The 12,340-nt window shown below is 64.5% G+C and carries 10 protein-coding genes and 4 tRNA genes; 3 read left to right on the top strand and 11 right to left on the bottom strand.

The window, feature by feature from the left end; genetic code table 11:
• Positions 1-64 precede the first annotated feature (64 nt).
• Positions 65-1,078, bottom strand: coding sequence for a DUF6429 family protein (locus F7D09_RS08495; RefSeq protein ID WP_193312404.1), 1,014 nt, complete (start codon positions 1,076-1,078; stop codon positions 65-67).
• A gap of 152 nt (positions 1,079-1,230) precedes the next feature.
• On the opposite strand from F7D09_RS08495, the gene F7D09_RS08490 reads away from it, so the two are divergent.
• Positions 1,231-1,596, top strand: a complete 366-nt coding sequence (locus tag F7D09_RS08490; protein ID WP_152234954.1) for a VOC family protein — start codon at positions 1,231-1,233, stop codon at positions 1,594-1,596.
• Between the two features lie 114 nt (positions 1,597-1,710).
• Here the strand turns inward: F7D09_RS08490 and F7D09_RS08485 are convergent, their stop codons facing one another.
• The 9 genes from F7D09_RS08485 to F7D09_RS08450 form a co-directional block, all read right to left on the bottom strand.
• Entirely contained in the window at positions 1,711-2,823 is a 1,113-nt protein-coding gene (locus tag F7D09_RS08485) for a helix-turn-helix transcriptional regulator (protein WP_152234953.1), read from the bottom strand.
• Between the two features lie 365 nt (positions 2,824-3,188).
• Positions 3,189-3,797 carry a sugar O-acetyltransferase gene (locus F7D09_RS11670; protein WP_152234952.1) on the bottom strand — a complete coding sequence of 203 codons (609 nt, stop codon included), beginning with the start codon at positions 3,795-3,797 and terminating at the stop codon, positions 3,189-3,191.
• 554 nt (positions 3,798-4,351) lie between these two features.
• Positions 4,352-5,194 (bottom strand): class I SAM-dependent methyltransferase, encoded by an 843-nt coding sequence (locus F7D09_RS08475; RefSeq protein WP_152234951.1) that lies wholly within the window; start codon positions 5,192-5,194, stop codon positions 4,352-4,354.
• A gap of 191 nt (positions 5,195-5,385) precedes the next feature.
• Positions 5,386-5,553, bottom strand: a complete 168-nt coding sequence (locus tag F7D09_RS11205; RefSeq protein WP_193312403.1) for a hypothetical protein — start codon at positions 5,551-5,553, stop codon at positions 5,386-5,388.
• A gap of 69 nt (positions 5,554-5,622) precedes the next feature.
• On the bottom strand, positions 5,623-6,450 hold the full coding sequence (locus F7D09_RS08470; RefSeq protein WP_226836150.1) for a hypothetical protein: 828 nt from the start codon (positions 6,448-6,450) through the stop codon (positions 5,623-5,625).
• 692 nt (positions 6,451-7,142) lie between these two features.
• Positions 7,143-7,215, bottom strand: a tRNA-Ala gene (locus tag F7D09_RS08465).
• Positions 7,216-7,241: 26 nt separating this feature from the next.
• Positions 7,242-7,314, bottom strand: a tRNA-Val gene (locus tag F7D09_RS08460).
• A 41-nt stretch (positions 7,315-7,355) separates the two neighbouring features.
• Positions 7,356-7,427: transfer RNA gene (locus tag F7D09_RS08455), tRNA-Val, on the bottom strand.
• Positions 7,428-7,475: 48 nt separating this feature from the next.
• Positions 7,476-7,548: transfer RNA gene (locus F7D09_RS08450), tRNA-Gly, on the bottom strand.
• Between the two features lie 239 nt (positions 7,549-7,787).
• Between F7D09_RS08450 and F7D09_RS08445 the strand changes: the two genes are divergently transcribed.
• Complete coding sequence (locus F7D09_RS08445; protein WP_152234950.1) at positions 7,788-9,332, top strand: amino acid permease; 1,545 nt, start codon at positions 7,788-7,790, stop codon at positions 9,330-9,332.
• A 269-nt stretch (positions 9,333-9,601) separates the two neighbouring features.
• On the opposite strand, the gene F7D09_RS08440 is transcribed toward F7D09_RS08445, so the two are convergent.
• Positions 9,602-10,204 (bottom strand): hypothetical protein, encoded by a 603-nt coding sequence (locus F7D09_RS08440; RefSeq protein ID WP_152234949.1) that lies wholly within the window; start codon positions 10,202-10,204, stop codon positions 9,602-9,604.
• Between the two features lie 281 nt (positions 10,205-10,485).
• On the opposite strand from F7D09_RS08440, the gene F7D09_RS08435 reads away from it, so the two are divergent.
• Complete coding sequence (locus F7D09_RS08435) at positions 10,486-12,330, top strand: AMP-dependent synthetase/ligase (RefSeq protein WP_152234948.1); 1,845 nt, start codon at positions 10,486-10,488, stop codon at positions 12,328-12,330.
• Positions 12,331-12,340: the final 10 nt, after the last annotated feature.

Genomic DNA, 12,340 nt, shown 5'->3' with positions numbered 1-12,340 from the left:
CACGCGAGACGGCATGCTGTGAGTGAATGCCGCGAACGCCGCCAGACGGCACGCCGCGGCTCACTCACAGCGCGTCGATGCCAGCCTTCCATGCGACCATATCGGCATGATCGGGATGGTTCGGGTCAGTGTACGCCTTGAGGAACTCCGCGTAACCCCACGGTCCGCCGACGTCCTCGGGCGGCGCTTCGCCTTCGCTGTCGCGCACGACAGGGTGATCGATGTCGGCCTTGCTGATGGTCTTCACCAGCTTGATGTCATGCTCCCAGTCGTCCCCGTAATCGTACGTGTACAACGCGGTCCGGCTGCGCGGGAACACTTCGCCGAGCCGCACGCTGTCCGCGTCGGCCGGCGTGCGGGTGTCCCAGTAGTCCTCGAACGAGTTCTCATTCGACATGGGTTCCAGCTGGTATTTCACGCCGTGGCTGTTCAGCTGGATGTTCCACAGGTGATAGTCCTTCCAGTCGAACGCCTGCTGGATGGCGTGATGCAGGTCAGCGAAGGTCAGGCCGGCGGGTATCTCGATGTCCCGGAGGCAGACCAGCGGCTTGCCGGCGGGGTCCGTCACGTCGTGCATGCGCAAGGTCACGCGAAAAAGGAAGGAACGGGGATCGTCGACGCCCGCATAGCGCGTATCGATATGATCGGCGACCGTGACGTCGGCATCATCATCCTCACCGTACAGGTCAGGCAGATAGTGGCTCGGTATCCCCAACGCCTGCGCCAGCAGCGACATCGCCGACGGTCGCGCGTCCCGTCCGGCGGCGGCGTCGACCGCGTGACGGTACCGGTCGACCAGCGTCTCGGCCAGCGCCGCGCCGGATTGCGTAAGATACACGGACTTGTTGCCTTTGCGGCCCTCGATCAGCCGCTCGTCGCGCAACGCATCCATCGCATCCCAGTCGTAGCCGATCCACGAACGCAGCAGCGGCCCGGCGTCCTGTCCGTAGGTCGTGCCGCCGCGCTCGTCCCACGAGGTGAGCCACAGCAGCATGAGCGTGAGGTCCCTGACCATGGGCTCGCGCCAGTCGTCCGCATCCTCGGCTCCGGGTTTGCCTGCCGGCATGGTGTTCGCCATGGTTCCGCCCTTTCCTTCGTTTCGCCGATTCGCCTGCCATCGTTGGAGTGGCTTCGGGAAGTTTGCTCGTATTCGTACGTCCCATCCATCGTATCGCCGCATATCGCCGTATGATGGGGAGCGACGATGCAAGACGATACAAGGAGGTTGTCATGATCGATCATGTCGGACTGTTCGTGGCGGACGCGAACGCGCGCGCGGAGTTCTACGGGAAGCTGCTGGCCCCGCTGGGCTACGTGAAGAAGCATGAGTTCCCGGGCGCGGTGTGCTTCGCGAACGAGCAAGATGGCGACAGCGTGTGGCTGGAGTCGCCGAAGGACGGTCAGCCGCTCGTGCCCACGCATCTGGCGTTCCACGCTTCCGGCGAAGATGCCGTCAAGGCGTTCCACGAGGCCGGACTTGCGGCCGGCGGCACGGACAACGGCCAGCCGGGGCCGCGTCCGAACTACGGACCGACCTACTATGCGGCGTTCATCCACGATCCGGACGGCAACAACATCGAGGCGTGCCTGAAGTAGACATTCAGTAGACATCCACGGATGAGTTCGTGCGCCGCGGCCTCTTCCGTGTCACGGTGCACGGGCGAACAAATGACGGAACGCGCAGCGGTCAGGTGACTGCCGCGCGTTCCGTCATTTACGCTCGTCCATGTCCTTGAGAAAGCCGATCACAACGCCGGTGATCGCGCACAGCAGGCCGCCGATCACCCACGACAACCAGAACAGCGGCACCGACAGGAACAGCAGCGTCAGGCCGACGATCGTGGCGACCAGCATGATGATGCCCGACGCCGCACCCGCCAGCTTCTCGTGGAAGTTCAGTCTGCCGGCGCGCACGCGACGCTCCTTGTCGGTCTCCTTGTTGTATGCGGCGATGTCGAGCATTCCGTAGCGGATGCCGACGTAGACGAAACCGAACACGGCCGCCGCGTCCAGCAGCAGCATGACCGCGATCGGCCACCCTGCGCCGACGCCGAGCACCTCGTCCATGTACACGGCGACTACGATGCCGATCAGGATCGCGGCGATGCCGGCGACGATGCCGACCGCCAGCAGACGGGTCTCACGGCTGCGGTCATCCTCGGTGTAGAAGTCCTCGACGTACGGATGACGGCGTTTGAAGACCGCGTGGGCCATGCTCCCGGGAATCAGCAGCGCCAGGCCGACGATCACGCCGACGCTGATGCACAGGAACATCAGCACGTCGGCCAGCCCTGCCGGCAACGGGACAATCGGGCTTTCGGAGTCAAACAGGCTGGAGACCGCCACGCCGCCGATGATCGCCGCGACGCCGGCCGCGATCATCAGCGCGAACCGGCGGCGGTGGTCATCGTAGCCGGTCAGGTCGCGCGGCAGGGACGTGGCGGATGCTGGCGCGGCCGGACGCGCGGGCTGGATGGGTGCGGCCGGGGCGGCAGCCGCAGCCGCTCCGACGACGGTACCTGAACCGGATGCAGGTGCGCTGGCACCGTCCTGCATGGCGTTCCCGGCATCACCGTCGGATGCCGATGCGGTTGCCTCGCCGGCCGCCGCAGCCATCGGATGGTTCACGTCGCCGAGCACCAGGTCGTCGAGCGTGCAGCCGAACAGGTCGCAGATCGCGAGCAGCTTGTCCATCTCCGGGTATGCCTTCTCGGACTCCCACTTCGAGATGGACTGTCGTGAGACGCCGAGCAGCATCGCCAGCTGCTCCTGCGTCATGTTGCGCTGCGCTCGCAGCGATTGCAGATTCGTGCGGAAAGTCATCGTCGTTCCCTTCTCTATTTGGTCGTTCCGCGGTGTGCCTGAACGATGGTTTCACTATGGCACGGCGATGACGTCCGCGCCACCATCTTGCGGTTGCATCGGCGAAACGCAACCGGAACGCCCCGCAACCGCCGCGCAACCAGTGGTTGCATCGTTGGAATTCCAATGGTTACGCGGGGTGCGGCGGAGAGATGGAGCAGGACACGCGGCGGTCGACTCGACACGATGCTTGGCCGGCGTCGCCGGACGATCGGGCGTGAGGGCACGATGCCGAGACGGTTGGCTGCGTGCGATGCGCGGCGGATGACGCCGAACGGTCGGGCGGCGAACGAATGCCGATACTCCACACCCAAGCCGACCCGACGTCACTCCCACACGTCGAGGCGGCGGTCCTTGTAGAAGAACTCGCGGTCCTTCTCGCCGATCTTGCGCACCGCCTTGCACGGCACGCCGTACGCGACCGTGTTCGCGGGGATGTCGTGGCTGACGACCGAGCCGGCGCCGATCACGCAGTCGTCGCCGATGGTCACGCCGGGCAGGATCGTCACGTTCGCGCCGACCCACACGTTGCGGCCGATCGTGACCGGAATGCAGTACACGTAATGGTGCTCGCGCAGCACCGGCAGCACCGGGTGACCGGCCGTGGCGATGACGACGTTCGGGCCGAACATGCAGTAGTCGCCGATGGTGATGTCCGCGTCGTCCACGCAGGTGAAGTTCACGTTGCAGTAGACGCCCTTGCCCATGTGGACGTGGTGGAACCCCCAGTTGGCGTGGGCTGGCGTCTCGACATGGCAGCCGTCGCCGATCTCGGCGAACATGGCCGTGAGGAGCCGCTGCTTGCCGGCGGTGTCGGTAGGGTGCGTCCGGTTGAACTGCCATAGCAGTTCCTGGTATTCGAGCTGACCGCCCATGATGGACGGGTCGTCGTAATGGTATGGCAGCTGTGCGGTGCGGCGGGCGGCGTTATCCATGGAGACTCCCTGTATTCTGGCTACGACAACGATGGTTGCGTTAACAATAATACGCGGGACGCCGTGCGATGCCGGGCGGGCACGGCGATTGCCGCCCTGACTGGCGACGGGCGGGCACGACAATCGCCGCCGCCCATTCGGCCAGCGGCGCGCGAATCCGGACAGCTTGCCTTGTTGCACGTAACAGCACCCCGGCAGCCCCGGCAGTCGAACGCCCAGCATTCATATGCCCTAGAAGGTAGCGGAATAAGGCAATCGACCACGATTTGCCAGGCATCGAGGAGCTACTCGCGAGATGTGGGTGTTTCATTTGGCGATTCCGGCACCAAGTCACATTCGCCAAAACCGGTACTTTGGCTTCATAGAGCCGTTTTGGGCACATCGGCCGTGAGCGGTACCCGCCGTTTTCTCAAAACGAAACACCCACATCTCGCCGAAGGCCGCCTGACGGACATCTCGGCGCCTCCGCCCGACCTCCCGAACCCGCTCTGAGGCGCGGTCGTATCCTCGGACGCGACGTGAAACACATCCGTGCCCGTCGTAAGGCGCCCACACTATCCGCGTTCGGCAGGCAGCAGCTCGCTGACGACCACGGTGACCGTGTCGTCGACCATGATGCCGTCGACGTTGCGTTCGTCGAAGATCGCGTCGACCCACGCGCGATACGCCGCATATGACGGGTCGTCCGGCAGCGGACTGTGCGAATGGGAATCCATGTAGGTGCGCCACGAGTCGCGCGTATAGCGGATCGGATTGGGGAACCGCCGGACCGTCGGCCGCCGGAAGAACGCGGCGGTCGTCTCACAGCAGTGCCGTGCGCTGACGCCGATTCCATCCAAGACGTCCGGCGAAATCGCGCTCGCGGCCGCGCTGCCTGACGCATTCACATCACCCGCCGCGCCATCAGCCGCACACGCGGACGCGGCCGCGCCGAACCCATGCCGTATCGTCATCGCCGAATCGAACGAGGTGACGTTGTAGACCGACACCAGCAGGAACCGGCCGCCGCGGCAGATGCGCCGGCATTCGGCAAGAAACGAGTCATGGTCGAACCAGTGCAGCGCCTGCGCGCAGACGACCGCATCCACACTGTGATCCGGCAACGTCGTATGCTCGGCCGAACCGTCGACGACCGTGACGTTCGGGTATGGCCGCGTCACGTCGAGCAGCACGCTGCGCATGTCAGAGTCCGGTTCGACCGCCCTCACTGCGAGGCCTCGCCGCAGCCCATGCCGCGCAATCGGCACAGCGAGCTTGCCTGTGCCGGCGCCGACGTCGGCCACCGCCGTGCCGTCGCCGATCAGCGCGGCGATATGACGAACCGCCGCATCCGGATAGCCGGGGCGCGCGTCGGCGTACGCCTGCGCCTTGCCATGGAACAATGTCCGTTCACTCATGACTCACCACCGTAGCGACGTTGCCGACGCGCGCGCCGCGAACGGTCCGTCGTGCGAACCGGCGACATGCCGCGCACGCAGGTAACGCCGACCGCGCCGGCAACACTATCCGCGCACCGACCAAGCCGGCCGCACGCGCAAGTCACGCACGCCGACCACGACGACCACGCGAACACGTCGGCACACGGCCGTCACGCGTCGCGTTCGAACACGAGGATCGCCTTGGCTGAGTTCGTGATGGACATGGTGGTCAGACGCCACCCCTGCCCCGCCATGTCGTTCGCGGACTGTTCGATGTTCGCCGCCATCGTCGCGGCTTTCGGCGCATAATCCATGACCACGGTCTTGTACTGCAGCATCGTCGGCTCCCTTCCAGCAGATCGTATGCCTGACATGGCCCACGATACTCGCGCCACCCGCCACCCGGCTCACCGCTTCCGCCGCCGACGCAGCAACGCCTCCGTCTCCTCCCAGTCCAGACCGGTGTCTTTGGCCCGGCCGTAGAAGAACCGCACCAGACCGGGGAAGTCCGGCTGGTAGCCGCCTTTGCCGAAGCCGGTGAGCAGCTTCTGCCGGGCTCGCGGCGTGTCCGGACGGCGCGACTCGTAGAGACACACCGCGCAGAACCGCCACATTCCGCGCACCCGGGCGATGCGGTTGACGAGCATGCCGCCGTGCGCGCCGTCGTACCGGGCGGCGAGGTCGCCTCCGTACACGGTGTATTCGCCGCCGTGCATGACGTCCTCAAGCCGCATCCGCTGCGTTGCGGCGTTGGCGTCGCGGATCCAGAAGATGGTCGCCTTGTTGGTGGCGTCGACTTCCTTGAGGTCGCTGCGCACCGCATCGTCAATCATGTCCTGCACGTGCGCGAGCTCGGTCATGTAGCCGAACGGTGAGATGCCTTCGCCGCGCGGCACGCGCCTGGTCTGCGGGTAGCCGTCCGCGTTCTCCTTGCCGGTCATCACGATGGCGCACTCGAACGCGAACCAGTCATAGAACATCCATCTGACCAGATTGAGTACCGCTTCGGAATGCCGCTTGTACGGGTTGAGGTCGACCTCGCGGTCGAACTCGCGCTTGCACTCATAGTAGAGGTCGGGCTCGTGGCGCTCGAAGAACCGCGCGATGTCGGCGGTGTCCAGCAGGGCCGCCGGCGGGTCGTTGGCGTGGTCGTCGCGGCCGTTGAGGTCGCGGTCGTCGCGGTCGTTGGCGTCGTGGTCGTTGGCGTCGTGGATGTCGCCGATGGTGGTGGTCATGGTCGCTCCCTTCGTCGGGCGTGTCGTGTTCTGCGTTGCCTTGGGACTGCCGGTGGCGACGGTGCCGCGGCCGGCGGCGTCCCGTGGTGCGGTTCACTGTATGGGAGTGTTGCGTGGTGCCGCAACCGACCTCGGAAAATCTGTGGATATGTGGATAACTGACCGGTTATCCACAGCGAAATCGTCAATGTGGATAACTTCGTCCGGGTACGTTTCGTTGAAAAAAACTCAACGAAACGTACTCTGATGGACCAGTTCGAGTACGGTCGGTCAGAAAAAATCAACCGAACGTACCCGTAAACCGACCCCGAGTACGGTTCGTCAAAAAATACCAACCGACCGTACTCGGAAAGGACGCTACGAGTACGGTCCGTTGCAGAATCCTGACAAAACGTACTCGGAACGGACTCACGAATACGTTCCGTTGTGAAATACTGACGGACCGTACTCGGGGAACTTGTATGAGTACGGTTCGTCATATTTATTCAACGGAACGTACTTGAAGCAGTGGGTTCGAGTACGGTCGGTTGCACGATCCTGACGGAACGTACCGGCGGGTGTGGTTGCGGGCAACGCTCCCCCAGTCTTCGCTCCGCTCAACCAGCCCCTCCACCGAGGGGGCCAAGTTCGCCGAGGGACCGAGTGACGGAACAGCAAAAAGGCTCGTACTCAATGAGTACGAGCCTTGCTCGTGGAGCTAAGGGGATTCGAACCCCTGACCCTCTCCATGCCATGGAGATGCGCTACCAGCTGCGCCATAGCCCCGAATAGAGTAACCACCGCAGTGGCCGTGGGTGATGTAGGAATCGAACCTACGACCCCTTCCGTGTGAAGGAAGTGCGCTAGCCGCTGCGCCAATCACCCGAACTTCGTTCGGTGAAAGCCGAAGTTGCCTTCGACATTCGTGGGCGATACAAGATTCGAACTTGTGACCCCTTCCGTGTCAGGGAAGTGCGCTACCTCTGCGCCAACCGCCCGGGCCTGCGTGCCTGCCGGCTGAAATCAATCAGCCAACCGGCCCTGCGAGCGGACAACGGGACTCGGACCCGCGGTCTCAACCTTGGCAAGGTTGCGCTTTACCAACTAAGCTATGTCCGCAATTTCTTGCTGCCCCGTGAGGCAACAGAAAGATACAATACACGCACCTCTACCGCGACACGCCGATGAACGGCAAAATCATCGATAATTTTTTCTGAAATTCGCGACCACCCACCAAACCGCACCACTCACACCACCTCAAACCCCTTGCCGCGTATACTGTTCTGGACCACAGAACCGCCAGTGCGGCCGCCGCTGCATGGTCAGCGCGGAAACGCGGCCAGCACAGAAAGAGAGTCATGAGCCACACCACCGACACCGATGCCGCCACCGACGACATCGCCTCCCCCGGCACCGCCACCACAGACACAGCCGCCCAGTCGCCAGCCCAACCCGCGTCCCCCGCGTCCCCAGCCCCCGCAACCGGCCACGAGCACACCGGACTCAAGCGCGGCATGGAGGCGCGCCACCTGCAGATGATCTCGCTCGGCGGCGTGATCGGCACCGGACTGTTCTTGAGCTCCGGCTACACGATCCAGCAGGCAGGCCCGATCGGCACGATCCTCGCGTACGGCATCGGCGCGCTCATCGTGTATCTGGTGATGCTCACGCTCGGCGAGCTGTCGGTGGCGATGCCGGTGACCGGCTCGTTCCACGTGTACGCGAACCGGTTCATCGGGCCGGCGACCGGCTTCGTGGTCGCCATCCAGTACTGGCTCAACTGGACGGTGGCGCTCGGCTCGGAGTTCACGGCGGCAGGTCTGCTCATGCAACGCTGGTTCCCGGATACGCCGATCTGGATGTGGAGCGCGGCGTGCATCGTGGTGATCTTCCTGGCGAACGCGCTGTCGGTGCGCCTGTTCGCCGAGGCCGAGTTCTTCTTCGCGTCCGTCAAGGTGATCGCGATCATCGCGTTCATCCTCATCGGCCTGCTGGCGATCTTCGGCGCGATCCCGATCGCCGGGTACGACCATGCGCCGCTGTTCGGCAATCTCACGAGCGACGGCATCTTCCCGAACGGCTTCACGCCGGTGTTCGCCACGATCCTCACGGTGAACTTCGCGTTCTCGGGCACTGAGCTGATCGGCGTGACCGCCGGCGAGACGCGCGACCCCGAGACCGCCGTGCCGAAGGCGATCCATACGACGCTGTGGCGTCTCGTGCTGTTCTTCATCGGCTCGATCGTCGTGATGTGCGCGCTGATTCCTTGGCGGCAGGCGGGCGTGGGCGAATCGCCGTTCGTGCTCGTGTTCCAGCGCATCGGCATCCCGTACGCGGCGGACATCATGAACTTCGTGGTGCTCACGGCCGTGCTCTCCGCCTCGAATTCTGGCCTGTACGCTTCGACGCGCATGGTGTGGTCGCTGGGCAACGAGGGGGTCATCCCCCGCTGGTTCGCCAAGACGAACCGCCGCGGCGTGCCGATGCTCGCGCTGTGCGCGGCGATGGCGGGCGGCCTGCTGGCGCTGCTGTCCTCTGTGGTGGCTGCGTCGACCGTGTATCTCATGCTGGTGGCGGTCTCCGGCCTGTCATCGGTCGTGGTGTGGGTGGCGATCGCGTTCTGCCAGATCCGGTTCCGGCGCCGCTGGCTGGCCGAGGGGCATTCCGCGGACGAGCTGAAATACCGCACGCCGGGATTCCCGTACGTTTCGTGGGCGGCGTTCGCGTTGTGCACGGCGTCGTTCGTGCTGGTGGTGTTCGACCGGCATCAGCGGCTCGCGCTGGTCGGCGAGATCGTGTTCATCGCGCTGTGCTATGGGATTTACGCGTTGCGTGCGCGGCGGATGCGGCGCAGGCGCAGCGGCGACCTCGGAGACGGCCGCAATACGGCCGAACGGCCCTGATCGACACGGATTAGGACGCGGAAACAGCCCCCATACCCGCCTCAATGCGAGATGTGGGTGTTTCATTTCCGGCAAAACACCGGCCATTCCGCAGCAGTTCACCCTAGAAACGGCTCTATTAAGCCGTTTCTAGGCAAATCATACATCACGGCCCTGCAACAACGGCCCAGGTAAAACACCCACATCTCACACCCAAGCCGTCAACCAGCCGTCAACTTGCCCTAATACAAGGCAATACGCGACATAACCAACCAACATGTCCTATACCATCACTGCACGGCCTTCCTGACCTCATCGACCGTCAGCGACGCCGGCAACGTATCGCCGGAATCCTTGTTCACCCTGTCGAACGTGAGCCCGTCGGCGGAACCCTTCACATCGGCGGCCTGGTACACGCCGGCATCGGCGCCGGTCACGTAGTACTGCGACGCCAGGTTCCCCGACAGGCCCGAGGCGTCCAGGAACAACAGCACCGTGTCGCCCTTGGCCAGCGCCTTGCCTCTCTCCTGCCCGCAGAACCCTTCCTGGCGGACGGTCACATATCCGACGCCGCTCGCCCCTTTGATCCCGCGCGTAACGTCGACGCTCAACAGCGAGACATCCTCGGAATCAGGTACCGTCTTCACCCCGCTCACACGACCGGCAACGATCAGGTCGCTGTCCGCGGCGAGCGCCTTGAGCGAGTCGTACAGCTTGGCGCGGGACGCGCACGATTCCGCCGATACCTGTTCGCTCTGTTCGGGCTGCTTCTGTTCGCTGGTGGTGCCGCCGGCCTCCTCCCTGGGGAACATCCCGCAGCCGCCGAACGGCAGCGCTCCTATGATGATTGCGGATACCGTTGCGGCGACGATGCGCCACGCGTGCATGGTCATGATCGGCCCCTTCCTCGAGACGATCCAGCTGCAGCCACTCTGCCGCTTACGGCTTCCAGCATACGCCCACCCCCGCACGCCCACCGCCGCAACAGCAAAAGGCCCGGCGCAGTGGCCGGGCCTTGCAGAGGGAAGAGAGAAGAAGGAGTTCAGTTATGCGGCTTATTGCTGCCGTGGTTCCTATGTAACCGCACCCATCTTGGTGCAGCATGACGGTTTTCTGAGAGTTGCATGGGAACCATGGGGCGATATCGTAACCGCCGCGTGGTAAGAAAGTACTCATGACCGTTAATTCCACGACCATCGTCAAAGAGTTCACCAATCCGCTCAAGGAACCGATCGACGACGACATCAACCTGTTCGATTTTCTCGACCGCCGCGCCCGGCGCGACCCGGACGGCTCGATGGTGGAGCACAAGGACGCGACCGCCGGCGGCAACGGCTGGGCGTCGTTCTCGGCCGCCGAGTTCCGCGATCTGGTGGTGGAGCTGGGCCGTGGTCTGATCGGCTTGGGCGTCGAGAAGGGCGATTCGGTTTCGATCGTCTCGCACACGCGTTGGGAGTGGGCGGCGCTGGACATGGCGATCATGGCGGTCGGCGCGCTCACGGTCCCGGTGTATGAGACGAATTCCGATGCACAGGTCAAGTGGATCTTCAACGACTCGCAGGTGACCGTCGCGTTCGCCGAGGACGACGGCCAACGTGACAAGATCGAGTCGGTGCACGCCGACGTGCCGACGCTGCGCAACGTGTTCGTCATCGAGGCGGGCGGCCTCGACGCGCTCAAGGCGTACGGCCGCGACGTGAGCGAGGAGCGGTTCTGGGACCGTAAGCGCGAGGCGCACGGCGACGACCTCGCCACCATCGTGTACACGTCCGGCTCCACCGGCACCCCGAAGGGCGTGGAGCTCACACACCGCAACCTCGCGTTCCTGTGCCTGTCGGCCATGCAGTACATGCCGCGCGCCTGCGCGTGGCCGGACCGCCGCCTGCTGCTGTTCCTGCCGCTGAGCCACGTGTTCGCGCGGTTCATGGAGATGCTGAGCTTCTGCGGCACGCTGACGCTTGGCCTGAGCTCGAACATGAAGACCATCGTCAAGGATTTCGAGTCGTTCGGCCCAACGCTGCTGCTGGCCGTGCCGCGCGTCTTCGAGAAGGTGTACAACGCGGCGTCGCAGCGTGCGGGCAGTGGTTTGGCCGGCAAGATGTTCCTGCGTGCGGCGGACGTGGCGCGCGCATGGTCGCGCACCGAGCAGTCGGGCGAGCGGCCCGGCTGGCGGCAGCGGCTCGCGCATGGGTTTTACGAGCGTGTGGTGTATCGCAAGATCCGCACGATCTTCGGCCCGAACGCGGACTTCGCGATCACGGGCGGTGCGCCGATGGACGCGAACCTGTCGCATTTCTTCAACGGCATCGGCATGCCGCTGCTCGAGGGCTACGGCATGACAGAGACGTGCGGCCCGGTGTGCGTGAGCCTGCCGGAGAACAACCGGATCGGCACGATCGGCATGCCGATGAGCGGCATCACCGCGGGCATCGCCGACGATGGAGAGCTGTGCGTGCGCGGCCCGCTGGTCTGCCACGGCTACCACAACCATCCGGAGGTGACGGCCGAGCAGATCGTGGACGGCTGGCTGCATACCGGCGACCTGGGCGACATCAGCGCGGACGGTTTCATCTCAATCACCGGACGCAAGAAGGACCTCATCATCACCGCCGGCGGTAAAAACGTGTCGCCGGGACTGCTGGAGGCGGCGGTCATGACGTCGCCGGTCGTCAACCAGTGTCTGGTGATCGGCGACCGCAAGCCGTTCGTCGCGGCGCTCGTCACCATCGACCAAGCGGACGCGAACGCATGGCTGGAGTCCCAGGGCGCCCAGCCGGAGGCCGACCTAGCGGCGCTGGCGGCGAACCCGATCATCCACGCGGAGGTGGAGCGCGCGGTCAACGCGGCGAACGACGGTGTCTCGCGCGCCGAGTCGATCCGCAAGTTCGAGATCCTGCCCGACGAGTTCACGCAGGACAACGGCATGCTCACCGCCAGCCTGAAGACCCGCCGCAAGCAGATCGTCGAGCACTATCGCGAGCTCATCGACACGGTCATCTACGTGCCGAAGAAGAAGTAGCATCAGCGAT

The organism is Bifidobacterium leontopitheci (genome assembly GCF_009193355.1).
GTDB lineage: Bacteria > Actinomycetota > Actinomycetes > Actinomycetales > Bifidobacteriaceae > Bifidobacterium > Bifidobacterium leontopitheci.
This window is presented reverse-complemented; position numbering and strand designations above follow the sequence as displayed.

Coding starts and splice junctions, on each gene's coding strand:
- F7D09_RS08495 (WP_193312404.1), bottom strand. CDS start 1,078: ATGGCGAACACCATGCCGGCAGGCAAACCCGGAGCCGAGGATGCGGAC.
- F7D09_RS08490 (WP_152234954.1), top strand. CDS start 1,231: ATGATCGATCATGTCGGACTGTTCGTGGCGGACGCGAACGCGCGCGCG.
- F7D09_RS08485 (WP_152234953.1), bottom strand. CDS start 2,823: ATGACTTTCCGCACGAATCTGCAATCGCTGCGAGCGCAGCGCAACATG.
- F7D09_RS11670 (WP_152234952.1), bottom strand. CDS start 3,797: ATGGATAACGCCGCCCGCCGCACCGCACAGCTGCCATACCATTACGAC.
- F7D09_RS08475 (WP_152234951.1), bottom strand. CDS start 5,194: ATGAGTGAACGGACATTGTTCCATGGCAAGGCGCAGGCGTACGCCGAC.
- F7D09_RS11205 (WP_193312403.1), bottom strand. CDS start 5,553: ATGCTGCAGTACAAGACCGTGGTCATGGATTATGCGCCGAAAGCCGCG.
- F7D09_RS08470 (WP_226836150.1), bottom strand. CDS start 6,450: ATGACCACCACCATCGGCGACATCCACGACGCCAACGACCACGACGCC.
- F7D09_RS08445 (WP_152234950.1), top strand. CDS start 7,788: ATGAGCCACACCACCGACACCGATGCCGCCACCGACGACATCGCCTCC.
- F7D09_RS08440 (WP_152234949.1), bottom strand. CDS start 10,204: ATGACCATGCACGCGTGGCGCATCGTCGCCGCAACGGTATCCGCAATC.
- F7D09_RS08435 (WP_152234948.1), top strand. CDS start 10,486: ATGACCGTTAATTCCACGACCATCGTCAAAGAGTTCACCAATCCGCTC.